Below are 26,470 nucleotides of genomic sequence, written 5' to 3'. Positions count from 1 at the left end.
GGTAAATCGCGTGGCATCATCTCTGGAAATCGGCTATCGGACAGCACGGATCCGAGTCTTCGCTGCGGCGGTTGCCCATGCGGTCGTGCCGTTCACGAATGCCCGCACCGTGAGCGGACCGCTCAGCATTGCGGGGACACGAATTTCGTTTACTGTCGGCTGATTGGCAACGATCTTCTGCGTAAGTGATGCTACCGTGGTTTCGTTCGGATCGGCTTCGTCGTCGGGAACGCTGCCAAGTGGACGATGTAAAAGCAGTGTCAATTCGCCATCGATCGGACTGACGGCATCGACAGAAATCAATTGGCCGGGATCAAACCCGGAAGCAACATCAATGGACAAAGACAGCGGAGGATTCAAATGCAACGTCGGGTCGCCGAGCAAATTGTAGAGCTTCGTATGTTCACACCTTTCATCGACCAATTTGGTTCCGGAAGGACTGATCATCGTCGCCAATCCGTCAATCATCAATCGCGCTGTCGATCGATTGGTGTCTAATTTATCTGCAGGATTTTCCGTGTCTCGCTGCATGTCGAGTTGTGTCTGAAGCCATGCATCGCCAAGCCTACGCATTTTTTGATGATAGATCGCATCGATTAAACCGATCGTTGCGGTGGCGTTCCCATAGGGCATGGTAACTCGGCTGCCGGCAAAGACGGCGATCGGACCGCCATCGGTCAATAGCATCCGCTCGGCCAAGCAATCCTCCCTTGCATCGATTGCGCCGGTGAAACAGGCAAGCAACAACGCGATCGGTGAACTGGAAGCCGGACGACGAAGCCGTTTGACACTTTGTACATCGAGTACCGGTCGGCCTGCGGCGGTTGCAGGGACACGGTCCAATTCGGTGACGAAACCATGACCTGCATAGACCCAGAATCGGGCTCCTCGCTCGTAGTCGGCCAAGACCGCCTCGGTGAAGGGTTGGTTCTTAGGGAAAAACGGATGATTGGGACTGGCGTAACTCACAAATGTACGAGTTTCGGCTGGCAACACTCCGGTAACCATGGTCCGAGCTACGGATTCGATCGCCGTGTCGATCAAGCCACCGAACCCACCGACGCCGCCCACCAATTGGACGTTGCCTCGCCAAAGCCCGAAGTCGGGAGTGGTTTCGTAAGCGATGATGCGATTCACCAAATTATCGAGTTCCGCGACGTTGTTTACTGGAAGTCGGCCGACAACGGCGTTGGGAATCCCGTCTGCATTCAGGTCGCCAAACGACAAATCGCTTGACAATGTTGGCGTCGACCCCCATGCCGCAGTAACCGTCGTTGCATGGTAAGAAGTTGGAGTCTCGAAACGAGGGTTGCATGATGATCCGATCACCGGTGTGTCGCCGACGAGAACGACGTAGCGGGTTTGGGCCGTTGCCGCCTGAGCAATCTTTCGCCGCAAACTTTCGCAATCGGAAGAACTTGCAATCGTCGTGGTCGTCAAACCATCGCGATGTCGGTGATCGATCCATCGTTGCATCGATGTGCGAAAGCCGTCGGGACAAACGACCACAATATCCGACGCATGGGAGCGTTGAAGGAGCGTGCTGGCGAGAAACAGACAAAAGGTGATGATCAAAATCACCGACGAATCGTGACCGGCCCACTCAGCAGAGGGGCGGGAAATGACTCGATGAGTGGAATTGCGTGTCATTCAAACCGAGGGGTTAATAAGAGTAGACTTACCTTGTTATTGTAGCACTCAACGGAATTGAAAAGCTATTTATAGCAGGTCCATACAGCTACAACGAATCTCACCATCACAACGAAATTGTCTTTTTGACGCTAGATCAATGTCTGATTTTACGAAAATTAAGTCATACCCACTTCCGAAAATCGCGATTTCTGTTGGCGACGTGGCTGGAATTGGCCCCGAATTATCGATCGCGTGCGCGACGTCGGAGGCAATTGCCAAGCGATGTCAGCCGATTTTGTTCGGACCCCTCGACGTGCTGCAGCGGGTCGCCGAACGCTTAAACCTGTCGATTCCCGAAATGATCGACGTCCCGATCGATGGCGCTTCGGCAGTCGAACCGGGGCGATTCACGGCAGCCACCGGGCAAGCTTCCTACGATGCCGTTTGCCGAGCGATGGATGCGACGATGACCGGCCAGACGGCCGCGATGGTAACCGGCCCCATTCAAAAGGAAGCTTGGCACGCAGCCGGAATTGAATTCCCCGGTCATACCGAACTGCTGGCCGATCGTACGGGGACCAATGAGTTCTCGATGATGCTGACCAGTGATACGATCTCGTGCGTGTTGGCGACGATTCACGTCCCACTTGCTGACGTCCCCACGGTATTGTCGATCGATTTAGTCGCCCGAGCGATTCGTCACGGAGCGGACGCTCTTTACCGGCGCCTTGGCCGGTCGCCACGGATTGCTGTTTGTGCCCTCAATCCGCACGCCGGTGAAAACGGTTTATTTAGTCATGGTGAAGAGACGCGGATCATCGAGCCTGCGATGACCCGAGTCCGCCGAGAGTGGGCGGCGTCAACCGCGCTTGAGATCATCGGCCCGCTGCCGCCCGATACGGCTTTTACTCCGATGATGAGAGAGAAGGTTGATGTTTACATCTGTATGTATCACGACCAAGGGTTGATTCCCCTGAAAGCTCTTTCCTTCGATGATGCCGTGAATGTAACACTCGGATTGCCGATTGTCCGAACCAGCGTCGATCACGGGACCGCGTTAGATTTGGCCTGGAAGGGCGTAGCGAAGAGGACCAGTATGATGGCGGCCATCCAAATGGCGATCGATCTTTCTTGCCCCACTTCTGACAATTAGGAAGTGAGCCAGTTCATGGAATCGCAACCCAACAACCAGGTTGAAAAGCCAACTCGTCTTAATATGCAGAACGTCGATTCGCCCCTGTCCAGGCAAACAATCGTCGAGGTGCTGCTACTGGTCTGCCTCTGCTTTATCTACGCGGGCGATGCACCGCCGATGATCAATGAAGCTCACTACTTGGTCAAGGCTAAGAATTTTTGGCAACCTGAGTGGTGCGCAAACGATCTATTCGCTTCTTCGGGGAAAGCCCATGCAGTCTTCTATGCACTGTTTGGATGGCCCACGCTTTTCTTTTCGCTCGAAACAACCGCCTGGATGGGGCGGATTGTCGGATGGTTGTTGATCGCCGTTGGGGTCCAGCGGTTGACCCGTCAGTTGCTCGATGTTCGCTATGCTTGTTTGGCGGTGGCGATCCTTTGGATCGCTGGGGTTGAGTATGGAAATTTGGCTGGCGAATGGGTGATCGGTGGCATTGAAGCGAAAGTGCCCGCCTATGGGTTCGTGTTGTTGGCGATGGCGGAGATGGTCGATCGACGGTGGAATCGCGTTTGGGTTCTGTTGGGAACGGCCTCCGCGATTCACGTTTTGTCAGGTGGTTGGTCGGTGATCGCTGCGTCGATCGCATGGTGGATCACCGAGCGAAAGCGATCAAGTCGGCATCCTTTCTTCACGCGTTATCTCTTTCTCGGCGGAGCCATTGCGTTGTTCGGTGTCGTACCTGCCGTGTGGTTGACGATCGGAAATCCACCAGATCAATCGACGATGGCAGCCAAAATCTATACTTTTTTTCGGCTAAGTCACCATTTGGTGCCGTCCGCCTTTGCACCGATTTGGTATTTCCGGTTTGGCGTCCTCACGTTTGCAGCGGTGGGCTTATCGCTAGCGATCGACAGACAATTTGGGTTCGCAGCCATATCGTCGGAGGAACAGGCGAAATGGGATCGGCTGCAAGCTTTTGCAATGGGGGCCTTCGCGATCGCTGTGATCGGCTTATTGCTCGGATGGATGACCATTGTCGACCGCGATTTGGAGGCACGGCTTCTTCGCTACTATTGGTTCCGCTTATCCGATGCCGTCATTCCCTTGCTCTTGTCGCTATTGGTCGTCCGAGGCATTTTCAGCCGCAACGCCCAAAAGCCGATGCGCCGAGTTTGTTTCGCGATGATGACGCTTGCGATAGGACTGTTCTTGCTCAGTAGTCAGCGTTCGATTCACCTGCCCGTTCCTCCTGCGGCCAGCAATCGTGTGTTACAGTGGGACGCCGATGCACCGGCCGAAGTGCAACAAGACGTCTGGCGAGATTGGATAGCCGTTTGTCGATGGGTGCGAAGTTCGACGCGGTCGGATGCCGTGCTGTTGACGCCACGTCACCAGCAAACGTTCAAATGGTATGCCGAGCGAGCGGAAGTGGTGAATTGGAAAGACGTCCCTCAAAACACCATGGATTTGCTTGAGTGGTATCGAAGGTTTCGAGACGTCTTTCCACAACGGTTGGGGACGGTTCGGGTTACCATTCGTTACTCGAGTTTGATAGCCTATCGAGAACGTTATGGCGTCGACATGATCGTCGTCGATCGCCGCGTGGTCGGAAATCACTTGCCGCTCGTTCAACTCTACCCGCTTGGCGATGACAGCAACGACACGTATGCGGTGTATGAGCTGCCGCACGGGCAACCTAAGCAGGGGCAACCTTAAGCAGGGGCATATTGTATCGTCCGCTAACTGATTTCGGGAGGGTTATCGTTCGAGCACTAACCGAGGATCTTCGGCAGCGGCTCGGCGACGATACTTTTTCGCGGCGGTTTCTGGCAATACCGTGTTGATCATGCAATCGCTGCTCCATTCAAAACCGGCAATGCGATTGATGCGAGGAAAGAACTCGATCGACCAATGAAATGCTTCGCAATTGCTGGTGAATCCAGGCGGGCGGGAATGTACGAGCACGTTATATGCTGCACCAGGGACGATCGCCTCGAGCCAGCGCGTGACCCTTTGCAGTAGTCTGGCCAATTCGTCGAGCGATGTGGCAGGTAAATTATCGAAATGGTCCAAATGCGATTTGCTCGTTATGCGAATCATCATCGGCAAACGGCTGGCGTAGGGACAATAAGCAATTAGCGAATCGGTTTGAGCTACGATGCGAGTTTTCTGTTTGAGTTCTGCCCGCACCAAGTCGCATTGCAGACAACAACCGGTCCTGGCTTGGTGAGCGCTCATGCGGTCGCAAACGTTCGACACCGAGTTGGGCAATTGGTCCATGGCGATGAGTTGGCTATGGCTATGTTGCAAAGACGCGCCGGCATCGCCTCCAACATTTTTGAACAGGCTAATGTACTTGACGCCCGGCTGGTTCCGCCAATAACGCAGCCGTTGTTGGTAGGCGTATAACATCAGCCGAGTTTCGCTTAAATCAAGCTCGCTGATCGATTGAACATGGTTGGGGGATTCGATGATGACTTCGTGGCCGCCCGTAAGTTGACGGGATTGGAACAGTGACGCAGAGCGTTTCGTTTTCGCTTCGGATTTTGCGTTAGCGGATGCGGGTGGCGGCCGATTTCCGGCTTGACGACAATCCGCCATACCGTGGGTTGATGAATGGTTTCTCAACTCGTCGGCACGACGGGCAACAACGGGGTACTTGTTTGGGACAACGCGAGCATTCCAGTCGAGGGCATCAACGTCGGAGGGATCTCCGAATACATGAAACTGATCGCGTGAATCAATGCGGGCAGCCCAGGATGCAGGAGGCGTCGTATGTTCGTTGCCTGTGCAGAATGGGCATTCAACGTCCTCTCTTGCCGCAACGCTTTTCGCTGACCCAAACTGATCAGGCCGGCTTCCGCGATTGGTCGCGAAGATGGTCCATTCGCCGCTGATTGGATCGAGCCTCGATTCGGCTACCCCAACCTCAGCGAGTAAATCCGGCGATTCTACGATTTGAATTGGAGCGCTGATTTGCTGCTCCAACGTATTCGATTGTAGTTTCTCGATCACGCGTCACTTCACGATCGGTTTGATTTGGCAGTACGATTTTGGGTGGTACGAACCAGGCGATGTATTTTCTGGTGGTAAGAACCGCAATGAATGCGGGTGCTACAAATCAAAACATCGACACTTGGCGCTGTGATCGTAACCCATTTGGGGCACCGGTTGCAAAGGAAAAACAGGATTTTTTCATGCGGTTTTGAGCATTGCCTGTTTACGGTAGCACCGATCGTTTCTTAAGGGCAATTGTTTTAGCGTAAAGTTCAATGTACTGGTCGGCGCTCTTCCTCCAAGAGAAGTCCATCAACATTCCGGTTTTTACGATTTGTTTCCATTTTTCCGGTTGGTGGTAGCGAAGCTGCAATGCTCGGCCAATCGTTTCATCGAGTGACAATGCACTTGGTGTCGGCAAAAAGAACCCCGTGGCGGTGCCGCTATCCAACGTTTCCGCTGTTGTGTTGATGACCGTATCGGCCAAGCCGCCTGTTTGAGTGACTACCGGCACCGTTCCATAGCGAAGACTGTAAAGTTGGTTCAAACCACACGGTTCATACAAACTTGGCATTAAAAACAAATCAGAACTTGCTTCAATTTGATGAGCGAGCTCGTCGCTAAATCCTAAGTAAAGCGCAAGCCGACCAGGAAACTCTTCCGCCAACAATCGCAACTCGGCTTCGTAGATGGGATCCCCGCTGCCAAGTACTACCCATTGAGTCGGACGGTTTTCGCTTAGATGCCAACGCAGCACCGGCAAGATGATGTCCCAGCCTTTTTGAGAAGCTAATCGCCCGACCATTCCGATTAACGGTAAGGAATCGTCTACATCGATTCCAAAACGTCGTTGCAATGATTCCTTGTTTTCCCGTTTGCCGTGTTCGAAAGTGTCCACATCATAATTGACCACGAGTTTCGGATCGGTTTTCGGATTCCAAATCGATTCGTCAATGCCATTTAGAATGCCATGCAATTCATTCGATCGTCCTTGCAGAATCTCATTTAGACCACATCCCTGCTCAACCGTGCAAATCTCTTGGGCATATCGCGGGCTTACCGTACTGATTCGATCCGCTGTAACGATCCCTGTTTTTAAGAAGTTGAGTTGGTTGAAGTACTCGAATTCCTCATGATTGAAATGAGACCAATCGAGCCCGGTAAAGCGAAAGGCTTCTGACCAAAATTGGCCTTGATAGGCAAGATTGTGAATTGACAGCAGCGTCCGAGCTTTGGCAATCCAGGGATAGGATTTGGGGCGAGCGGCCATCAATGCGGGAACCAATCCCGATTGCCAGTCATTGCAGTGAACGATATCGACCGGTTCTCCGATTCGATCGATGGCTTGTAAGGCCGCTCGGCAGAAAAATGTAAAGCGTTCCGCATTGTCGCTGTAATCGCCATCAGCGGTACCGTAGAGCGAATCGCGATCAAAATACTGCGGTTGCTCGATAAACCAAACCGTGACATTCCCATCGCGGAATGTCGTTTTGAGTAGCCGAGCACCCACCAGTTTTTGATCGGACATCGCAATGGCGAATGTGATATTCGTCGTTTCAATCGCTAGACCAGTGTGGCGTATGCTTCGGAAAGCTGGCATGATGACCGTGCATTGATGCCCCAACGCAGCGACTTCTGATGGTAGGGTTCCGCAAACATCGGCCAGTCCGCCCGTTTTAGCGAATGGTACCGCTTCGGTCGTTAAGTAAACGATATTCAAGATTTGACTCGTTCGATGGAGGCTGCGTTTAATTTAGAATGGTCATGCACTCGATTCGCCATCAATGATACGATAGGAATTGGTCGCGATGGTCGTCCGAGCAATATAACTCCGTTAGAATGTAGCTCAAAGTTAACGTTTTTTTACACCCTAGTGATGATATTTGATGGCGGTCGCCCTTAGCGAGTTTTGGAGCCGGTTAGTTCGGAACGGTCTGACCGATGCGAATGGTTGTAAGCAATATGCTGCCCAGTACGCGCTGTCAAACAACGGCTCTCCACCATCGAATGCGGTTTCGCTGGCAAAGTATCTCGTCCAATGCGAAGAAATTACACCCTTTCAAGCCAAGGCACTGGTGGCTGACGATGCAATCACGCTGAGGCTCGGTCGCTATCTCATTCGCGACGAAAAAACACCATCGCCGCTCGGAAACTGGGTTACCGTTGTCTGCGACCGACCCATTGATGCCAAGAAAGTTGATGTCAAGAAGGTTGACGGTTTTCTGTTTCGGAACGCTCGCCCCAACGAGACGGATTCGAATGACGGATATTCCGATCGTGTGAATGCTCACGCGAAAGTCCAAGCTCGGTCACTACAACCGCTTCAAATTGAGTCGATCGGCGACCTGCCGGTCGTGTTTTCGCCGCTGCCGCAAGGCGCTTGTTTGTTTGAGTGTTTGAGTGGTGGTGGACGAATGTCAATACGCGAGCCTGTGGCGTCGCGGAAAGGGCTGCCGCGGAAACAGGTATATCGAATTGCGATTGCCATTGCCGATGCCTTGCATTCGCTACACCGTGAGTCGCTCTATCACGGTAGTGTTCGTATCGATCGCATTTGGATTACGAAACAAGGTGATGCAATTTTGCTGCGTGATTTGCCAAATTGGCTCGATACGCTCGAATCGCCACGGTTCTATGCGGCTCCTGAGCAACATGGGGAACCCGCTTTGACCTCGGTCGCTACGGATATCTACAGTTTGGGGTGTTTGATTTACCGATTGTCAACAGGTCGGTTCCCGTATGAGTCCGATTCGGAGTCCGAGCTTCGTGCTCTGCATCAGACCACGATACCCGAGGACGTCGTTCAAGCCGTTGAGCAAGGCGTTTACGGCAATCCGCTGCTTAGGGTCATTGCCTATGCGATCGCGAAAGACCCGAAGTCTCGTTTCGAAAACGCGGATCAGTTTGCCAAGGCGTTGCGAGTGGCCGAATCGATGCCGGATTCTGTTCCATTGCCAATGGCCAAGTCCGCGGTAAAACCTCCGGTGTCAGCCCTTGCACCCGCAATGACGCAAACGCCCGCCGCAAGGCAAACGCCCGCCGCACCGATAGCATCTGTTGCTCCCAAGCCACGCGTGACAACGACGCAGCCAATTCAAACGGCTTCGAGACGAAGGAGACGACGTCGCGTGGCGCCTTTCGTTTTAGGTGGGTTGGGATTGGTTGTGTTGATGTTGGTGATCGCATTGTTGGTCGGCGGGCCTGCTCAAACAACGATTACAGTCAAAAAACGCACTCGTCCGGTCTCACCATCGGCAGCGATGCCTCCGTGGAAGCCGCCGACCAGCCGACCGCAAACAGCCGAGGCAGAACCCGAGTCACAGGAAGAGGAATCGGGATACACCATCGTCGACGACCCAAAATTACTTTGGGAACCGCCTTACCCGAGCAACGATTCCGCTTCCTTGTCGATGTTGCCGCCTGGTCCTGGGGTCATTCTTGTCGTCAACCTGCCGCCGCCGGGCACGCAGGGTGGTTTTCAGAGGATCGTGGAGGCCTTTTCACCTGATTTGAACGAGCTGATCGAAGCCGCGGCACAGCGGGCCAAGGTTCCGGTCGATTCGATCGCTCGATTGGCCGTCGCGTTGCACCGATCCAACGACTCCGCCACTGGGGAGGGGTGGCCGCAGTGCTCACTCGCGGTCACCCTTCGCACGCCCATGCCGCTGGCTCAATTGGTCGATTCATGGGGAGCGGTGGCTTCGCGCACGGCAGAAGGAGCGACTATCTATGCGAGCGATCAACTTGGTGTCGATGCCTACTATGTCAACGCGGGGGACCAGCAATCCGGCGGCCCCATCAGCCAATTTTCAGTCGGCAGCATTGATCGCATCAGCGAAGTCGCTGAATTTGGAGGTTCGGAAATTAGCTTGTCACGGAATCTGAAATCTCTTTGGGATGCCACCAGCCCGGAATCCGACTTGGCCGTCTTGGTAACTCCGAACTTCTTGTTCAGCGATGCGAGAGCGATATTAAAAACAGCAGCACCGCGATGGGAGTCACACCTCAAATCGCTCTTGATCCCTGATGTGGCGGCGGCAATGTTTACGGCAACGTTTGCCGACGCCAAATTCTACGCCGAGCTTCGCTTTAGCCCAAGCGGCGGCGTTTCGAGTCCAGTGTTGATGCAGCGAATGAGGCAAGCGATCGATGCGACACCGGCCTGGGCGGAAGATTTTATTCTTGACTCGGTTCCCGATGCTTCATGGCGATTGCTTGCCAACCGGCTTCCTACCATGCTTCGCTTTGTCAAGGATCAATCGCGTTTCGGAGTGATCGACCAAACTGCGATCGGCAACGTCTATTTGCCCGAGAATGCTGCGGCCCAAGTCAGCTTGGCAGCTGCGTTGGCAATGAACACGATGCCGAGCCAAACCGAAGGTGTTGGACCAATGCCAGCCAAAGTGCTGACGTTTGATGAGCTATTGAATCAAGAGATATCGGTTGCATTCGATCAAGAATCGTTGCAGTTCGGCGTGGATATCATCGTTGAGCAGTTGGCAGCAAGTCTACCCGATGGCACCGACGTCCCGGAAGTGCGGATCGTCGGTGGTGATTTGCAAAAGATGGGGATTACGCAGAACCAGCAAATTCGTGGCTTCAACAAAGTGAATCTGCCCTTTCGAACGATCCTCACCGATCTATTGCTCGGGGCCAATCCTGACAAAACGGCTACGGGATCTCACGATCCGAAGCAGGCTTTGATTTGGGTTGTCAGCGAAGGGAACGCAAATGGTGGCAAGAATGAGATACTAATCACCACTCGCCAAGCTGCCGACGGTCGGTACGAACTACCATCCGAATTTAAATGACCGATCGGTAGCGAAAGTCGCCAGGATCTTCGTCTTTTGGACGTCCTGTTGACCGCCGCCGAAACGCTGGCTGAGTTTCGCTACAGAAAATCACAGCCTCGGCGGCCAAGAACAAAGGGGGCTCGTAGGAAGCTTATTCAGCCTTGAGCGTCGGCCTTGAACTTTGGCATGATCAACTGCACGGCATCGTAGGTAGCATGGGCAGCGATCGGAACGAGTAGGTTTTCTGTCCATAAGAGCAACCCACCGAAGTAAAGTCCCATCAAGGCAGCTAACACAATGTATAAACGGGTGATCGGGTGGACCAAACCAAAAGCGATCGAAGAAGCAGCGAGGGCAAAACCCCATTCGAAAGTCGTCGCCGTGGCTGCTTCGGCTCCTCCGTTTGCCAACCAAGGCAACAACCAGCCGCGAAACAATAGTTCTTCGCCTACGCCCGCACATAGGCTAATCACCAATAGTTCGGCAGTGCCCAAATTTAACAGCGTCTTGAGCATGCCGTCATCGCCGAGCCGCTCGAGTTCACGGACTGCCTCGAAAGGCAATCGTCGAACCAGCTCAATTGCGATCAAAATGGGGACCGCTGCCGCGACACCGTACGCGAGCCCTGATCCGATCGACATCCAACCGTCCGCGTTGGCTTCCGGGATCATCGCCCGCGTATCGGGGCCGAGTAGCCATCCCAGCAGCAGCGCGATCAACCCCAGGGCCGATTCAAACAGAACGGCAGTTAGAAACAGATCATCGGCGGATTGTTCGATCGACTCATCTTCATTTTCATCCATAGCCCAAAGGTTAAACACCCCACACCGTTTTGCCATCCCCCCACCCCCGTTTTCGCAAATCTCAGCAGGATTGGCAAATCGACGACTTTGGCTGGGGAAATCAGTGGGAGACACGGCATTTGCCAGATAATGAATTGCAACCATCGCCATGTTTTTTGCCAGGTCGGTGTCACCTAAAAAAAGGCTCCTTGACCCAGCCTACTCCATACGTGGTATTCTGGTGAGCACAACCGTTTTGCAGGCTTTATCCTTTTTTCCATGGAGTTTCCCTTGACGACCGATTCCAATAGCGAGCCACTTCATGAGCGGTTGTTCCCACAATTGTCGCTTATGTTCCTCATAAAGTTGACCGCTGGATTTGCAGTCGTGATGGCGTTGCTACAAGCAGGATTCTCGGGGAACGTCTTTTGGGCTCAGGTCTTTGCAGTGATATTGGCAGCAACGATCGGCTGCTTCACCTTGTATGCTGGGCTGTTCTGCGTCGCTTCGGCGCTGGCTCGACTATCAGGATCGATCATTGAGCCGTTCCAACAAACGGATACGATGAAGGCGTCTGCGAAGCAAACGGAGGGGACCGAATGATCGCCAATCGCATGCTCTGCTGCTGCGTTGTGCTAATCATGTTCGGTTACGCCTCAGCAAGCTCCGAACAGGGTCGTGCAGCCGACCGTCTCGGATCGCCTGAGCCGAACGCTAGTTCTTTGGCGACGCTACCCACCAACCCGAGCCGTTATGGTTTTTCCGTTGCGGTTGAAATGGCCAAATCACCAGCCAACGGTTACCAACCGATCTATTTCACGTTCGCTTCCCCGGCAGGCCGGTTTATAGCCGATCGAACGTTTGATTTTACGCTTCGGCCCATTTCTCAATCGAAATCAGATCTTGATTTCCTGTTTCGAACACGTGTCACCGTCCCTCAAGCGTCGGTCTCTGAAACGTTCGTTTGTTACGTTCCCTATTACGTGCCATGGGACCGATTGGAAGTGATCGTCAACGAGCCTGGACAAACGATCCAAGGGAATCGGCGAACGTGTAACGTGGGCAGTATGCCACTACGGATTGCCAACCAAACGATGACCGTCGGCATTATCCATCCTTTAAAGGGGGCCAACCTCGGTCCGTTTCCTGATGTGCGAACCTTGGTGACGCTGCTCGGAAGTGGCCAAAGCGTCAAAGGTCCGATTGCCGAAGATGTTGAGGTTTCTCGTTTGTCGGACGTGGCGTCACGCCAGAGGGCCGAGGCAGTCCAGCCAGCGTTTGTGCAATTTCGATCGATCACGCCGGGTGCGATGTTCCCTTCGTGGTTGGGCTACAGTCAATTGGATGTGATCTTGATTCATGGGCCAACGCTCATCGAAGTTGCGGAGGATTCGGCAACGGATCGGTTTGCTGCCCTTTGTGACTTTGTGGCAGCGGGAGGCAATTTGTGGGTCTACGATGCCGCGAAATTACCGAGTGCATTCGCCGATTTGAATTGGTCGACAATCGAAAGCAAGGTGGTTCGCAAGCCGGAGTCGATCGCTCGTCTATACCTTTCGCTGAAAAATGACACGAGTGACCTGTTGTACGAAGCTTGGGGCGAAGTTCGCAAAGAATCGCAAGATTGGCAATGGAACCAAAATGGCCGCGAGCTCGAACTGCGAAGGAAAATTTACGACAAGATGGTCGCGGTCAAACATCCAAGCATCGCGTTTGAGCCGCCCGATCAACTGGCCAAGGCGATTCAAACGGTAGCTTACGGTACAGGCCGTATTGTTGCGATCGAACGAACGGATCCATTTCCAGGATCCTTTCAACTGTGGCAATCCGTTGCCGATCTTTCTGGCAATAAGCAACTCCATTGGTCTGAGCGAAATGGCATCGATGTTCGCTACGGTGACGATCACTACTGGAGTCTGCTGATCGAGTCGGTTGGTGGACCACCCGTCAAGATTTTTTTCCTAATCAACACGTTGTTCATCTTGGTAGTCGGCCCAGTTGCCTACATCTTTTTCCGACGGAAGCAACGGCTTTACTTGTTGTTGTTCGTTGCACCTGCGATTGCGTTTCTCGTCACTGCAGGGCTTTTTATGTCAGCCATTCTTGCGGATGGCTTTGCGACTCGCGTCCGAGCACGTCAAATCACTTGGCAAGATAGCGATGCGGGGTATTTGGTCCATCACGACCGAGCCACTTACTTTTCAGCCGTCGGACGGGGTGACGGGATTCTGGTTCCCGAAGAAACGGAGCTACTGCCTGTCTTGAGTCAGCCGGCAGAGAATCAGTATTACGGTAGCAGTGGGAATTCGACGTCGCTTCGGACGGTCTCGGATCTTGGAAACCAGAATCGTTTTACGGGGCAATTCCTGCCCAGTCGCGCTCAGGTCCAGTATCTGTCGCTACGTCCTGTTCGCTCGGCACCGTTGGTGACGTTTTCAATGACGAACGATGCCATTGGTGCCAAAAATAATTCATCGTCGCCGATCGAAGCGGTTGTCGTTTGCGACGACCAAGGGCGGTTATGGAAAGCTGACCAAGTACAGCCCGAATCGACCGTCGAGATGGAACCGCTCAGCGGCAAAGGCGTCCAAGACCAAATCAACGTTTCGCCGCTTCGGTTGGCAAGTTTTGTTCCGACGCTTTCCTATTCGTATTATCGGCGAGGAAGTTCCGGGGTTGCGATCTCGGCAGTCGAGGAAAACTTGAATCGTTGGCTCGGTGCGTTGCCAAAGGGAACCTTCATCGCGACAACGAATTTACGGAGTGAATCGCTCGGCATCGATCGCCCCGAGGCCGAGAAGTCTGTTCATGTCATTATGGGGGAATTGCCATGATCGCGACGCCATCGAATGCTGCAATGATTGAGCTTCACGATTTATGTAGAGACTTTGGTGCAACACGAGCGGTCGATCATGTCTCGTTCTCGGTGCCTCGCGGCAGCGTATTCGGGTATATCGGCCCCAATGGGGCAGGCAAAACGACTAGTATGCGGATCTTGGCGACATTGGAATTGCCGACGTCGGGCGATGCACTTGTCGATGGCTTATCGAGTGTCAATGATCCAGATCGCGTTCGTGGCCGATTGGGGTTCATGCCGGATGGCTTCGGCACTTACTCCGATACCAATTGTATCGAGTACCTCGACTTCTTTGCTCGGTCGTACGGTTTGGTCGGACGAAACCGCATGCGGCGGCTGCGTTATGTGATGCACTTCACTGGGCTTGAACCGTTAGCGATGAAACCGATTCGAGGTCTCAGCAAGGGGATGCGTCAGAGGTTGTGTTTAGGTCGAGCCTTGATTCACGATCCACCCGTTTTGGTTTTGGATGAACCAGCGGCGGGGCTCGATCCGCGTGCTCGGATTGAGCTTCGGCAAATCATTCGCTCGTTGGCAGCCGAAGGAAAGACGATTCTCATTAGCAGCCACATTTTGACCGAGCTAGCGGAGATGTGTGATCGGTTGGGGATCATCGAACGTGGCCAATTGTTGGCGACGGGTTCCGTAGACGAGATCCGGCAAAATTTGCAGCCCGATCGTCAGGTGCGTCTAAAGGTTGCGACCAATGTAAACGCGGCGGTGGAGTTGTTATCGAAACACGCGTTCGTCCATTCGGTATCTGTGATCGAGCATACGATCAGCTTCAAATTGGACGGGACTGAAGCGGAGCAGATCGCGGTCCTTCATCATCTCTGTGATGCACGTGTTGAAGTGCTTGAATACTCGGGACAGCAAAACTCTCTCGAAGACGTCTTTTTGGAAATCACGCAAGGGTTCGTGCAATGAGCAATGTCTCTCATCCGTTACTCGACGATGCGGACCAGCCGGGATGGTGGGGATGGATCGACCGCAACACCGAGCGGGGAACGCGGTTTTTGAATCCGATATTGATCAAGGAAGCTCGGCAAGCACTCAAAAGCAAGCAGTTCGGCGTCACTTTTTTTCTGTTGCTGCTAGCGTCCTGGTTTTGGATGGTCATCGGCGTCGTGATGGCGTCACCCGACATCTACTATGTACCCTCGGGCGTCTATTTGATGACGGGGTATTTTTTGCTCTTGTCGGTGCCGATGATCGCGATGGTGCCCTTAGCAGCTCATCGGTCGCTAGCGGCTGAATTGGACGAGGGGACATTCGAATTATTGGCGATTACGAAGTTATCGGCGCTGCGAATTGTAACTGGGAAATTGGGCAGCGCCGTCTTGCAAATGCTGGTCTACTTCGCAGCCTTGGTTCCTGCGTTCGGATTTTGTTATCTGCTCCGAGGCATCGACTTGGTCATGATCTCGTTGACACTCGGCTTGGTCTTCATGGCTTCGTTATTATTAACAACGTTTGGACTGCTGCTGGCAACAGCGGTTCAGAACAAAGCTGGGCAAATTTTTGCGTTGTTGTTTTTGCTATTCTGTATCTTGATGGCAGAGGTATTCTGTGGGTCTTTTGCGATTGGTGTGGTGATGGCTCAGCAATTGACATGGGAAGTTGGTTCGTTCAATTTCTTGTTGTTGTTCGGAGCTGTTGCCATCTCTTTCATGGTTTTGTTTGTACAGGCTGCGGCGGCACGAATCGCACCGGTAACTGAAAACCGCTCGACTCGGCTGAGATGGATCATGTTTATCCAGCAACTCTTGTGGGTGGCCGCAATGGCAGGTGCCGCATTCTATGACAATGATGCCGAGATCCTCTTTTTTGGGATCGTGATGCTTGGGGCCTATTGGACGTTGATGGGGACGCTCATGCTAGGCGAATCCGCCGAGCTTAGTCCTCGCGTGCTTCGTACGATGCCGCAAACGACTTTCGGACGAATGATGCTATTGTGGCTATGCCCGGGGCCTGGGACGGGATTCATGTTCGCAATTCTGAGTGCTATTGCGGGGATTGCGACGCTTAGTAGCGTGGTGATCGTGTTTGGTAAGATTGCGGGCTCCAGCAATCCGGTTATGACCTCAGGCATTGTTGTGGGCTATTTGATGATGTATTTAGGAGCGACCCGTTTGATCGTTTTGCCGTTGTCGCGGCGAATTGGCAATTCGTTCCTATTGCCGGTGAGCGTGATGGTGATCTTGTTGGTGCTAGGTGTGGTCACGCCATCGATTTTTATGGCGATCACGACCGGAGCCCCCTCGTCGCAGTATGGAGCACAGGAGTTCACGAATTGGATGTGGACGTTGTCAGAAAGTAGCGGCAGTCGCTTTGCGTTTGGCGTTGAAATGTCAGCATTCTTGATCGCCGTGATAGGCGGAGGGCTGTTTGTGTTGAATCTGTTCTTGTTGGTCCGCGAGTTCAGTTATCGCCGTGTCAGTGTCCCGGCGCGAGTCGCGGCGGATGACCAGGAACAGTCGTCGGTGGTTGCATTGGGAGAATAGCGTGCATAGGCCTGACGATCGGCATTGTTTCGTTCCCAGGGCATTGGAGGGAAACGCACTATTCACATCCCGTTTCGTCAACAACTTATTAGTCAACAACTTAAGCACCTCCCCCAAGCGAAGTTTGGAGGGGAGGAGAGGTGCAACAAGCGTAAACGCTTGTGAAACAAACTCTCAAAACAGCACTCTCCTATTAGCCGGATTGATTGCTAAAGTCGTCATAACCGGAATGCCGAAGAGTCTTAATAGTTGAAAGTCGCCACATTTGCGGGCGTTTTTTAATTTTGCCATCATTTCGCAACCTTCCCGTGACTGCACGCTGAATGGCCCAAACGACCGAATTGACAATTGCCTACTTCACTGTCGTCTATGACGAGCGAACCGGGTGGACTGGAGGATTATTGGTGCTCAATCGGGGCGGACGCCCTGTCGAGTTTCAATGCACGCTGCCGGTACGCCCATCGCGTGCTCATGAGATTCTATATGGCACCACGCTACGGGATCATTTGATTGGTGAGGTGATCGGCCCGATGCTGATCAAGAAATGCCGGACACCGATCGCATTGGTGTGCTGCGACCAACCCGAATCGTTGACCTTAAGCAGCACCGCGGGCGGGGTTCCGGTCGCTTTGGTCAGTGAAGCGGCCGAGATGGAAGAGGGGCCGATTACGGGTGACATGTTGGTCGGTGCATCGGTCGTGAAACTCGTCAATGCGACATTGCATGTACCGCTCGAACATGCTTCGGTGGTTGAGGACGTCGCCAGCCGATTTGTCGATTTGGTCGATGCCATTGAGCCGTTCGAGAGGATTAAGGAAGCGATCAAGGAAGCACAATCACAAATCGCACGGGCCAGCTAACGCAATGTTTAACGTTCAGATCGATGAGTCCGCGTCATGGCAACGAAATGACTTGATTCCCGCCGACACCTACGAGATCAAACTGGACTCGATCGAATTACGTTCGTTGCCGATCCGCGTTTCTCCGCTGAAAACTCGTGTTACCGGCTTCTTGTTTCCTGAAGCGGCGTGTTGGACGCCTCCGGCGCTGCCAGCTGCCGAAACGTCTGACGAAGACGCGGCGATCAAAATTGCGGAAGAAACCTGCCCTAAAAGCCAACCACCAAAAAACCGGCGGCCGAAAAACCGGCATCGTATCAAACCGCCGAGTGACGTCGTTAAGCTCCAGGACCGGCTTTATTACCTATTGCAGCCGCCGCTTGATTTGCTTGTTGGTAGCGGCCAATTGAATTTCCCGTTTGAGCCGTTTGCGTATCAGCTTGACGGAATTGCGTTCATGTTCCCACGCTACGCTTGCGTTTTAGCCGACGAGATGGGACTGGGCAAAACGATGCAGGCGATCAGTACGATTCGGTTGCTGCTTTGTAGCGGCGAAGTACGAAGCGTACTATTGGTTTGTCCCAAACCGCTTGTTTCAAACTGGATTCGCGAATTTCAAGTTTGGGCACCCGAAATTCCTGTCGCTGCGATCGAAGGCAACGCATCGAAACGCGAATTCGAGTGGAAGTCACCCAATGTGCCCGTCAAAATCGCGAACTATGAACTGCTGATGCGCGACAAGGATATTGTGCTCGACAGCGGTTTGCATTTCGATTTGGTCACGCTCGATGAAGCCCAGCGGATCAAGAATCGAAACAGTACGACGAGCGAAATTGTACGAGCGATTCCGCGTACTAGGTCTTGGGCATTGACCGGAACGCCTGTCGAGAACTCGCCCGATGATTTGGTCGGTATTTTCGACTTCTTGTCACCCGGTTATCTGCAAATTGGGATGCCGATGCCACAAATGGCTGCTGCCGCACGCGAGTACATCTTGCGGCGCACCAAAGACATGGTACTCGACGATATGCCGCCCAAGTTGTATCGCGATGCTGAACTCGATTTGACACCCGATCAATGGGCCACCTACGAATCGGCGGAATCCGAAGGCGTCATCCAGCTCAAGGAGCTTGATGAGATGTTGACGATCCAACACGTCTTTGAGTTGGTGTTGCGGTTGAAGCAGATTTGCAACTTTGATCCCGTTACTGGAAGCAGTTCGAAATTAGAGCGATTGGTCGCTGACATGGAAGAGGTCGCCGCGAGCGGTAAAAAAGCGATCGTGTTTAGCCAATGGGTCAACAGTATCGACCAAATGCGTCCTGCGCTCGAGCGTTTTGGACCGACCGAATACCACGGTCGCATTCCACATAAAAAGCGCGAAGGGGTAATCGAAAAATTCAAGAATGATCCCGACAGTCATGTTATCTTAATGAGCTACGGTGCTGGCAGTGTCGGTTTGAATTTACAGTTCTGCGAGTACGTGTTCTTGTTTGATCGCTGGTGGAATCCGGCAATTGAAGATCAAGCAATCAATCGAGCTCATCGAATTGGTGCAGCAGGCGCTGTGACGGTCACACGCATGTTGGCAACCAACACGATCGAACAACGGATCGCAGATGTCTTGGAGCACAAACGCGAGATCTTCGACGCATTGTTTTGCGATCAAACGACCCCGGTCAGTAAGACTGGATTGAGTCGCGAAGAAATTTTTGGGTTGTTCGATTTGCGAGCACCAGGTGGCAAGAAAGTTGCGTAGGGAACGCCAGCAACGCGTAGGAAGTAAAGTTCCAGCATGGGATAATCTACTATACGGAACGGTTCTGGCCGAAACACTCATTGATGCCGGGAAAGAAATGCCCGTTCCCATGCGAAACGTCCTTATGAAAGTACCAACATGATGAACCCAATTGAATGGCTGTCGAATTTACAGTGGGATCGTTTGCTGCCTGAATTGATCGGCAAAGCTTTGGGGTTTCTGGCTGGGTTTGCGGCCAGTTGGTTCTTGGTGTTTCGTCGCCGACTCAATGCGATTGCCAAGGCTCAATCGGGAGATTCGGACGATTTTATTTTTCAAATGCATCGCTTGTGGGAATTGCCCGAGCAAGCGGGTGATTGCATGTTGTTGTTTCGCAATATCGCTCCGAAAACGACACTACATGACCTCTACGACAACATCGCGGTTCGCGAGTACTTAAAAGCAACTGCGGACGCGACATCGCTCGACAATCCGATTCTCAATACGGAAGGAACGCTCGGTTTCGAGGTTCTCAATGATGCGATGGGGCATATCGCCGGATTGGTTTCGACGACACCGTTCAAACGCGAAACGTGGCTGTTCGTGATGACCTGCGAAGATCGTCAAGTGGTACGAAAAAAGTGTATCCGTTGTTTCCTCGTTCGCCCTGACGATTTGCAGCGATTTGGCGATTGGGATTTTTGCCTAAACCATGTTCAAGTTGAAAAACCATGGCATTGGTTCCGCATTGTCGCTCTGCACCGAATCGCATTGGTATGGAAAGCGGAACGGAAGATGGCCGAAGAGGAGGCATTGTCGTCACGTGATCGGGACATGCCGTTGGTCGATAAGCAGGTTCGACACGATCGAATTCGCCAAATCTCGATCGGACTAAACGATGGAGAACGACCGATCGGCGACCCCTACAAAATCGACTGGCAAAGTCACGTTGAAAAACTCGCTCAAACCGGATTCGTCTTGAACAGCGATTAATGGTACAGCAAATGGCTGCGAAAACGTGATCGCTTGGTAAACTGTATCCGTAATCGCGGCGTTTGATGATTTCGGTTGCGGCCCTGCCGCCTGATGACGAGCGATCTAACCCTTACACTTACCAAGTCTTTTGAAAAACGATGCTTCAAGAACCTCCTGAGACCCAATACGACCTTCGTTTCAATATCTTTGGCTTTCCCGTCCGCGTGGCGTGGACTTTTTGGCTAGGCGCCGTCATTTTTGGTTGGTCGCTCGTCAATGGGCTTGATCTTCTCTTTATCCAAAACCCCGGTGAGATGTTTCGTGCAGGTACGCCTGGTCGACTGCCTCTTTTGATCCTTTGGATGGCATGTATGTTTGTGTCAATTCTAATACACGAACTGGGGCATGCATTTGCGTTTCGGCAACACCGAATTCAAGCTTCGATCGTGCTCTATCACTTCGGTGGTTTAGCGATACCGACAAGTTCTTTCAGGCCAGGAAAATCGTTTGCACAGCTTCGTGAAAAAGAAGACCTTTGGATTGCGCTTGCCGGCCCCCTTGCGCAATTCGCATCCGCAGGTTTGTTAATCCTAGCTTTAAAATTAATGGGCCTTCAAGTCATTGCACTTGGTTATTTGGATGCGATGGTGCCACTCGGCTTTACAAATATCCCCGGCGTGATGGATGGTGAATCGATTCGAAGTCCGGGTTTGTTTGCCCTGGTTTTGTTTTATATTTTCCCAAGTGTCCTGTGGAGTCTATTAAATTTAGTTCCTGTTTGGCCTCTTGATGGTGGCCGCATCATGAACTCACTTGTGGTCATGGGTGGTGGTCGTCGCGAGCAAGCTTTGTGGGTCAGTGTCATCACGGCTGGCCTCCTTGCTCTATACGGTTTTAGGAACGGACAAGTGTTCCTTGGTATCTTGTTTTTGTCGTTAGCATTTTCGAGTTACCAAATGATTCAACAGAACGCGAATTGGCGTTATTGAGTCAGCGACGGTCCCGTGTTTGCATTCATTTGTTTCGTAATTTCCCGTGTTTTTCTTCATCCGTTGTCCATTGATGCAACGTTGGATTGGCTTGCGAAATCGCAAGTTGAGTTACACGAAGTGATCGTCCACGACCGTGAACTGCAAGTTGTTTGATGGATGAAAAATGTTGAATGTCATCGACTTGAAACGAGATAAACACTCGCGACATCAAGCATGAAATTTCAAGGCTTGAGATGGGGCTTCGATGATGGATGAGGTCCCAATCAAAGACGAGAACCGAGGGGGCATAACGAAAAAAAATTTGAAATGCAAGCACTTTTTATGCGAAAACATGTTGCGAAATTCTGAGAAGCGCGTAAAGTTACCCAAAGTTTCTAACGGTTGAAAGCAAAAGCCATGTTGAAGGATATCAACAAGCTTTGAGATTCAACTTCCATTGTAACGATTTGGTGAGCCGTGGCCGGTGACTTTGGAACTTCAATTTGAATTTTGAAAGTCACAATGACTCGCCATCGTTTCCGTTTTAGCGGAGGAATAACATGGCCAAGAAGAAAGCAACGAAGAAGAAGGTTACGAAGAAGGCAGCAGTAAAGAAGAAGGCTGCAAAGAAGGTAACGAAGAAGAAGGCTGCTAAGAAGGTAGTTAAGAAGAAGGCTGCCAAGAAAGCAACCAAGAAAGCAACCAAGAAAAAGGTTGCTAAGAAAGCGACCAAAAAGCAAGCGACCAAGAAAAAAGCGACTAAGAAAAAGGCAACCAAGAAAAAAGCCGCTAAGAAGCGTCGTTAATCTCAAAGATCGTTTTACCAACGATTTAAAATCAAAATGTCGAAAAAGCTGTATCAGAGTCTTCTCTGATGCGGCTTTTTTTATGCATTGGTGGGCGGCGCCGAAAGACATGCATGATCCGTGCAAGCGACGGTTGTCCTATTCACCAAGCGTTTGGCCACCTCAGGCTGCGTCCCCACCAACAACGTTCACCATCGACTTCCTAAGGCAGATGAAACAAACGGTCCAATTAGCACTCCGAGAGCTTCTTGATCCCTCGCTTGTCGTCGTACGCACTGCGTCGCTTGGAGGTGGTTGTATTAGCCAGGCAATGCGGGTCGAAATCGACCCACATTCCTGTTCGATGTCTGGCAATAAAACGTCTGGCAAAAAGTCGATCCCAGCAACGGTTTTCCTAAAGAGAAACAAGCCTGGATTTTTGCCCAATTTCCAATGCGAACACAACGGCTTGATCGCTTTGGCCCATTCTGATTGGATCAAAATACCACAACCGATTGCGATCGGCGTTTCGCAGCAGTCCTCCTGGCTGGTTACCGAATGGGTTTGTTCAAGCGATTTCACGTCGGATGGCTTGTCGGCGAACGAGTTCTATTCTCGCTTTGGTGCATCGTTAGCGAAAATGCACCGTGCGACCGCGGGTACGCGAATTGGTTTCTCGGAAGACAACTTTCTTGGTACGACCAGGCAGATCAATACGCGAAATACCGAAAATTGGATCGACTTTGTTGCTGAAAATCGAATCGGTTTCCAACTTCGCTGGGCCGTCGATCAAAACTTGGCGGATGCGAGCTTGAAACAAGATTGTGAAACGATTCTGCGCGGTCTCGATCGGCTGCTGGAAGGGCGGCGGGGTGAGACCTCGCTTTTGCATGGCGATTTATGGAGCGGCAACTACCTTTGTGGTCGAGATGGCGAGGTTGTTTTCATTGATCCGGCGGTTTACCACGGTTGTCACGAAGCGGAATTCGGCATGATCAAGCTGTTCGGATCGTGTCCAGAATCGTTCTATATCGCTTATCAGCAAACCTGGCCGAGTGATGATTGGATGTCCGATGGTTGGCAACGACGAACAAACGTCTATGTTTTGTATCACTTGCTCAACCACATGAACATGTTTGGTCGTGGTTACGCCGGTCAATGTCGCCGTCTAGCATCGGAGTTAGCTGGCGTTTTATAAAGTGTTCTTCGCCTTCCGTCATAAGAAAGGTTTTCCCATGCTCGCAGCTCGAGTGATACCCTGTTTAGATGTCCACAATGGACGTGTTGTCAAAGGCACAAATTTTATCAATCTGCGCGATGCGGGCGATCCGGTCGAAGTCGCCAAGCGATACGAGTCGGAGGGAGCGGATGAACTTGTCTTTTTGGATATTACCGCCAGCCACGAAGATCGCGATATTATTCTCGATGTTGTCCGACGGACTGCCGAGGAGGTGTTCATGCCGCTAACGGTCGGCGGAGGCATCCGAGGCATCGACGATGTCCGCGCATTGTTGTCAGCGGGCTGCGACAAAGTTTCTATCAATTCGACCGCTTGCAAGGATCCCCAGTTTATTCGAAAGGCCGCAGACCGATTCGGCAGTCAATGTATCGTCGTCAATATCGATCCCAAGCGAGTCGATCGCGACGGCAAAGAATTTTGGGAGGTCCATATCAATGGTGGAAGGACGCCAACGGGACTCGAGGCTGTTGAGTGGGCTCGGCGAGTCGAGGATTTAGGTGCCGGCGAAATCGTTTTAACAAGTATGGACGCCGATGGTACCTGCGACGGTTATGACTTGCCGATCACGGCGGCGGTAAGTGATGCGGTATCGATTCCGGTCGTCGCCAGTGGTGGAGCGGGTGGCCCGAAACACTTGGTCGATGCCATCAAAATAGGGAAAGCCGACGCGGTTCTAGCGGCCAGCATTTTCCATTTCGGTCAATACACCATCGAAGAAACAAAACGCGTCATGCAAGAAGCTGGGATAGCCGTTCGCTTGTCGTCCAACCAGCCATCGGCGTGATGTGCCGCCTGCTTTTCATAACCCGAAGGGTACGTTTCGAAACGGTCTTTTGAAGGGACGGCAGGTGATCGGTCGAAACTTCTGTCGTCTCGTGCCTCTGCACCGCAAAGCGAAACGCAAAAGTTACGTTTCGACTTTAGGCGTCTCTCCCTTAGCCGCGAAGCCGTACCAGCCGGATCGCCCCACTGTCGCAGTACCGCAGTCCGGCTGGGGTTTGGATCATGAGCGAACCATTATCGGAAATGCCTCGGCATAGGCCCTGGCTTTCGCGTCCAGACTCTAAGAAAGAGATCTGGTTTCCGGTCAACATGCAGCGTTCGCGGAATTGGTGCAGGATACTTTGAGGGGCCTCCAGTCGTTCTTCGCATACCGCAACGAGCTCTCGGATGATCACCTCGAGAACTTCGTGACGTGATAGTCGACGGCCTGTGGCTGCGAACAACGATTGCGGCATGGCGGTCGTGTCGGGTGATTCGAGCGTTGGTGATTCGATCACATTCACACCAATGCCAATCACGATGCGATCGGTAAACGCTTGACTGGTTTCAATGAGTATCCCAGCCACTTTCCCACCCGCCACGTAGACGTCGTTTGGCCATTTTAATCGGCATTTGACGGGAGCGTAAACGAACTCGATCGCACGAGCCGTTGCCACGCCGACCGCAAGCGATAGCAGCCTCGCCGTCGGCTCGTTGATCGAATCTTGAGCGAGGACGAGCGAGAACGTTAGCGCATCGTTTGGGCTAACCCAATGGTTTCCTTGGCGACCGCGTCCGCCCGTTTGCACGTCTGCGAAATAGAGCCGGGGCAACATTCCGTCACCAAATTTCTGCTCACGGAGCTGCGACAATGCATCCGAGTTGGTCGATAGCGAGGTCTCGCATGCCAAAGCGGACCCTAAAACGCATTGGTCGATCAGTTCTTCGATAACCGCCAAGACAGACGCGTCAACTTTTCCAACCGTATCGAGCATGAGAAAACCCTGTTCCAACGAATTTCAAAAAACCAATAGTACGAACGATAGCAGGACGAGCACGATCACGGCAATTTGCCAAGTTTTTAACTTCGAAGTGACAACCGAGTCGTCGGCAAACTCATCTTGGATAAACTGATCGTAGTCGAAATCGTCATCATCGTCGCTGAAGGAGTCCGTTTCGTCAGCCCAGCCGTCCGAATCGCTGCTTCCACAGTGAGGACACGCCTTGGCGTATTCTTGTACGTCGCCGCCACAATGGGGGCATTGAAAAAAATCGTCGTTTGTCAATGAATGAGTTTCCTTTGCTTTGTCGGGCGGCGACACTGCGGCGATTCCGCTCTCATCGATTGTAAGATTAGGGGGATGAGATAAGAACCGGACTTCGTTATCGCGTTTGTTAGCCGGACGATCACACCTATCGCCTGAATCCGCTGTTTCGACAGGGTGAGCCGTTTGGGCGATAGCCTGGTTGTCGCGGATCGTAGCGAGTGCGTCCTCGTACCGAGGGTGATAAACTTCAGTTGGTGGGTGAAAGTGCACTCTTGGTCCCTCTGCTGTTTGAAGTCGAGCTAAGCGTGGCCGAACGAATCCTCGCAGTGAACAAGAAAACACTTTTCCAGGTGAAATCTTTCCCCGCAATTCTGTGGGAGTGCCTATTCAGCGAGCATTTTTTCGGTTAACTTACGGGCTTGGTTGGTCGATTGTGCATCCGTCGCTGGGGTTTCTGGCCGGCTCGCGCCGCTTCCCTCCCTCCCCATTTGGTAAGTATCCATCTGGGGCATCATCAATTTTTGCCCGCAACGAAAGAACGCGGGTCGTCCATCCTTGCACAGGAGTTATGCGTTGGGCAGGAAACTGTATTGTGGAAACTTGAGCTTTAGCGTTTCAAGTTCGGATTTGGAGCAACTATTTGCTCAGTTTGGCACGGTTGAAAGTGCGCAAGTGATTTCGGATCGTGATAGTGGTCGAAGCAAAGGCTTTGGCTTTGTCGAGATGGGCAGCGACGCGGAGGCACAGGCCGCGATCACTGGTTTAAATGAAGTCGAGCACGAGGGTCGTAATTTGACGGTCAACGAAGCCCGCCCCCGCGAAGATCGTGGTGGCGGCGGCGGCGGTGGTCGTGGCGGACGTGGCGGTGGCTACGGCGGCGGCGGTGGCGGTGGTCGTGGCGGCTACGGTGGTGGCGGCGGCGGTGGTCGCGGCGGCTACGGTGGTGGTGGCGGCGGCGGTCGTGGTGATCGCTACTAAGCCGAGTCACAGGTTGACTTCACAACGCTGCAAACTGCTAGCGGTTTGACGTACATATGAAGAAAGGGAAGCCGGTTTTACTGGCTTCCCTTTTTTCGTGGCTCCACCGAAGAATCCCTGGGTGGATTCATCAATCCCAAGTACAGCAAGGAAGGTTATTCAGGGATCGCAGAGCAAAAAGAATGTTTTTAGGTACATCGACAATCTGACGTTC

At 52.5% G+C, this 26,470-nt stretch carries 21 protein-coding genes; 15 read left to right on the top strand and 6 right to left on the bottom strand.

Annotation, left to right across the window (positions count from 1 at the left end; genetic code table 11):
- Positions 1–33 precede the first annotated feature (33 nt).
- Positions 34–1,650, bottom strand: a complete 1,617-nt coding sequence (locus Q31b_RS07800; RefSeq protein WP_146599112.1) for a C25 family cysteine peptidase — start codon at positions 1,648–1,650, stop codon at positions 34–36.
- A 139-nt stretch (positions 1,651–1,789) separates the two neighbouring features.
- Here Q31b_RS07800 and pdxA point away from each other — a divergent pair, with 139 nt between their 5' ends.
- Both pdxA and Q31b_RS07790 read left to right on the top strand, forming a co-directional pair.
- The gene (gene pdxA, locus Q31b_RS07795) at positions 1,790–2,785 is read left to right on the top strand and encodes a 4-hydroxythreonine-4-phosphate dehydrogenase PdxA (RefSeq protein ID WP_146599111.1); all 996 of its coding nucleotides are present in this window, start codon (positions 1,790–1,792) and stop codon (positions 2,783–2,785) included.
- 15 nt (positions 2,786–2,800) lie between these two features.
- Positions 2,801–4,483, top strand: a complete 1,683-nt coding sequence (locus tag Q31b_RS07790) for a DUF6798 domain-containing protein (RefSeq protein ID WP_231617388.1) — start codon at positions 2,801–2,803, stop codon at positions 4,481–4,483.
- Positions 4,484–4,525: 42 nt separating this feature from the next.
- Here Q31b_RS07790 and Q31b_RS07785 read toward each other — a convergent pair whose 3' ends face one another.
- Complete coding sequence (locus tag Q31b_RS07785) at positions 4,526–5,782, bottom strand: galactose-1-phosphate uridylyltransferase (protein WP_146599110.1); 1,257 nt, start codon at positions 5,780–5,782, stop codon at positions 4,526–4,528.
- Positions 5,783–5,987: 205 nt separating this feature from the next.
- A complete protein-coding gene (glgA, locus tag Q31b_RS07780; RefSeq protein ID WP_146599109.1) occupies positions 5,988–7,484 on the bottom strand; it encodes a glycogen synthase GlgA in 1,497 nt (498 codons plus the stop codon).
- 166 nt (positions 7,485–7,650) lie between these two features.
- Between glgA and Q31b_RS07775 the strand changes: the two genes are divergently transcribed.
- Positions 7,651–10,575 (top strand): serine/threonine protein kinase, encoded by a 2,925-nt coding sequence (locus Q31b_RS07775; RefSeq protein WP_146599108.1) that lies wholly within the window; start codon positions 7,651–7,653, stop codon positions 10,573–10,575.
- A gap of 137 nt (positions 10,576–10,712) precedes the next feature.
- On the opposite strand, the gene Q31b_RS07770 is transcribed toward Q31b_RS07775, so the two are convergent.
- The gene (locus tag Q31b_RS07770) at positions 10,713–11,510 is read right to left on the bottom strand and encodes a CPBP family intramembrane glutamic endopeptidase (RefSeq protein ID WP_231617387.1); all 798 of its coding nucleotides are present in this window, start codon (positions 11,508–11,510) and stop codon (positions 10,713–10,715) included.
- 108 nt (positions 11,511–11,618) lie between these two features.
- On the opposite strand from Q31b_RS07770, the gene Q31b_RS07765 reads away from it, so the two are divergent.
- From Q31b_RS07765 to hisF, 11 genes are all read left to right on the top strand, one after another.
- The gene (locus Q31b_RS07765; protein ID WP_231617386.1) at positions 11,619–11,942 is read left to right on the top strand and encodes a hypothetical protein; all 324 of its coding nucleotides are present in this window, start codon (positions 11,619–11,621) and stop codon (positions 11,940–11,942) included.
- Positions 11,939–14,173: a hypothetical protein gene (locus Q31b_RS07760; protein ID WP_146599106.1), complete on the top strand. Its 2,235-nt coding sequence runs from the start codon at positions 11,939–11,941 to the stop codon at positions 14,171–14,173. The genes Q31b_RS07765 and Q31b_RS07760 overlap by 4 nt, the downstream gene beginning before the upstream one ends.
- The gene (locus Q31b_RS07755; protein ID WP_231617385.1) at positions 14,170–15,123 is read left to right on the top strand and encodes an ABC transporter ATP-binding protein; all 954 of its coding nucleotides are present in this window, start codon (positions 14,170–14,172) and stop codon (positions 15,121–15,123) included. Before Q31b_RS07760 ends, Q31b_RS07755 begins: the two co-directional genes overlap by 4 nt.
- Entirely contained in the window at positions 15,120–16,700 is a 1,581-nt protein-coding gene (locus Q31b_RS07750; protein ID WP_146599105.1) for a hypothetical protein, read from the top strand. Before Q31b_RS07755 ends, Q31b_RS07750 begins: the two co-directional genes overlap by 4 nt.
- A 323-nt stretch (positions 16,701–17,023) precedes the next feature.
- Positions 17,024–17,560 (top strand): hypothetical protein, encoded by a 537-nt coding sequence (locus Q31b_RS07745; protein ID WP_146599104.1) that lies wholly within the window; start codon positions 17,024–17,026, stop codon positions 17,558–17,560.
- 4 nt (positions 17,561–17,564) lie between these two features.
- On the top strand, positions 17,565–19,298 hold the full coding sequence (locus Q31b_RS07740) for a DEAD/DEAH box helicase (protein WP_146599103.1): 1,734 nt from the start codon (positions 17,565–17,567) through the stop codon (positions 19,296–19,298).
- Between the two features lie 138 nt (positions 19,299–19,436).
- Positions 19,437–20,270 carry a hypothetical protein gene (locus Q31b_RS07735; RefSeq protein ID WP_146599102.1) on the top strand — a complete coding sequence of 278 codons (834 nt, stop codon included), beginning with the start codon at positions 19,437–19,439 and terminating at the stop codon, positions 20,268–20,270.
- A 140-nt stretch (positions 20,271–20,410) separates the two neighbouring features.
- Positions 20,411–21,241 (top strand): site-2 protease family protein, encoded by an 831-nt coding sequence (locus Q31b_RS07730; protein WP_146599101.1) that lies wholly within the window; start codon positions 20,411–20,413, stop codon positions 21,239–21,241.
- 542 nt (positions 21,242–21,783) lie between these two features.
- The gene (locus tag Q31b_RS07725) at positions 21,784–22,029 is read left to right on the top strand and encodes a hypothetical protein (RefSeq protein WP_146599100.1); all 246 of its coding nucleotides are present in this window, start codon (positions 21,784–21,786) and stop codon (positions 22,027–22,029) included.
- 109 nt (positions 22,030–22,138) lie between these two features.
- A complete protein-coding gene (locus Q31b_RS07720; RefSeq protein WP_197171127.1) occupies positions 22,139–23,206 on the top strand; it encodes a fructosamine kinase family protein in 1,068 nt (355 codons plus the stop codon).
- 37 nt (positions 23,207–23,243) lie between these two features.
- Positions 23,244–24,032 (top strand): imidazole glycerol phosphate synthase subunit HisF, encoded by a 789-nt coding sequence (hisF, locus tag Q31b_RS07715; protein WP_146599098.1) that lies wholly within the window; start codon positions 23,244–23,246, stop codon positions 24,030–24,032.
- A 151-nt stretch (positions 24,033–24,183) separates the two neighbouring features.
- Here hisF and Q31b_RS07710 read toward each other — a convergent pair whose 3' ends face one another.
- Both Q31b_RS07710 and Q31b_RS07705 read right to left on the bottom strand, forming a co-directional pair.
- The gene (locus Q31b_RS07710) at positions 24,184–25,005 is read right to left on the bottom strand and encodes a biotin--[acetyl-CoA-carboxylase] ligase (RefSeq protein WP_146599097.1); all 822 of its coding nucleotides are present in this window, start codon (positions 25,003–25,005) and stop codon (positions 24,184–24,186) included.
- Positions 25,006–25,029: 24 nt separating this feature from the next.
- Positions 25,030–25,548, bottom strand: coding sequence for a zinc ribbon domain-containing protein (locus tag Q31b_RS07705; protein ID WP_146599096.1), 519 nt, complete (start codon positions 25,546–25,548; stop codon positions 25,030–25,032).
- A 303-nt stretch (positions 25,549–25,851) separates the two neighbouring features.
- Between Q31b_RS07705 and Q31b_RS07700 the strand changes: the two genes are divergently transcribed.
- Positions 25,852–26,256 carry an RNA recognition motif domain-containing protein gene (locus tag Q31b_RS07700; RefSeq protein ID WP_146599095.1) on the top strand — a complete coding sequence of 135 codons (405 nt, stop codon included), beginning with the start codon at positions 25,852–25,854 and terminating at the stop codon, positions 26,254–26,256.
- Positions 26,257–26,470 lie beyond the last annotated feature (214 nt).

The organism is Novipirellula aureliae, from assembly GCF_007860185.1.
GTDB lineage: Bacteria > Planctomycetota > Planctomycetia > Pirellulales > Pirellulaceae > Novipirellula_A > Novipirellula_A aureliae.
The sequence above is the reverse complement of the archived record's forward strand: the minus strand, read 5'-3'. Positions and strand labels throughout refer to the sequence as shown.

Bases quoted from the DNA above. Each gene is read 5' to 3' on its own strand.
- Q31b_RS07710 (WP_146599097.1), bottom strand. From the start codon at position 25,005: ATGCTCGATACGGTTGGAAAAGTTGACGCGTCTGTCTTGGCGGTTATC.
- Q31b_RS07740 (WP_146599103.1), top strand. From the start codon at position 17,565: ATGTTTAACGTTCAGATCGATGAGTCCGCGTCATGGCAACGAAATGAC.
- Q31b_RS07735 (WP_146599102.1), top strand. From the start codon at position 19,437: ATGATGAACCCAATTGAATGGCTGTCGAATTTACAGTGGGATCGTTTG.
- Q31b_RS07730 (WP_146599101.1), top strand. From the start codon at position 20,411: ATGCTTCAAGAACCTCCTGAGACCCAATACGACCTTCGTTTCAATATC.
- Q31b_RS07745 (WP_146599104.1), top strand. From the start codon at position 17,024: ATGGCCCAAACGACCGAATTGACAATTGCCTACTTCACTGTCGTCTAT.
- Q31b_RS07755 (WP_231617385.1), top strand. From the start codon at position 14,170: ATGATCGCGACGCCATCGAATGCTGCAATGATTGAGCTTCACGATTTA.
- Q31b_RS07760 (WP_146599106.1), top strand. From the start codon at position 11,939: ATGATCGCCAATCGCATGCTCTGCTGCTGCGTTGTGCTAATCATGTTC.
- Q31b_RS07765 (WP_231617386.1), top strand. From the start codon at position 11,619: ATGGAGTTTCCCTTGACGACCGATTCCAATAGCGAGCCACTTCATGAG.
- hisF (WP_146599098.1), top strand. From the start codon at position 23,244: ATGCTCGCAGCTCGAGTGATACCCTGTTTAGATGTCCACAATGGACGT.
- Q31b_RS07725 (WP_146599100.1), top strand. From the start codon at position 21,784: ATGGCCAAGAAGAAAGCAACGAAGAAGAAGGTTACGAAGAAGGCAGCA.
- Q31b_RS07720 (WP_197171127.1), top strand. From the start codon at position 22,139: ATGCATGATCCGTGCAAGCGACGGTTGTCCTATTCACCAAGCGTTTGG.
- Q31b_RS07775 (WP_146599108.1), top strand. From the start codon at position 7,651: ATGGCGGTCGCCCTTAGCGAGTTTTGGAGCCGGTTAGTTCGGAACGGT.
- pdxA (WP_146599111.1), top strand. From the start codon at position 1,790: ATGTCTGATTTTACGAAAATTAAGTCATACCCACTTCCGAAAATCGCG.
- Q31b_RS07790 (WP_231617388.1), top strand. From the start codon at position 2,801: ATGGAATCGCAACCCAACAACCAGGTTGAAAAGCCAACTCGTCTTAAT.
- Q31b_RS07800 (WP_146599112.1), bottom strand. From the start codon at position 1,650: ATGACACGCAATTCCACTCATCGAGTCATTTCCCGCCCCTCTGCTGAG.
- Q31b_RS07750 (WP_146599105.1), top strand. From the start codon at position 15,120: ATGAGCAATGTCTCTCATCCGTTACTCGACGATGCGGACCAGCCGGGA.
- Q31b_RS07770 (WP_231617387.1), bottom strand. From the start codon at position 11,510: ATGGCGATGGTTGCAATTCATTATCTGGCAAATGCCGTGTCTCCCACT.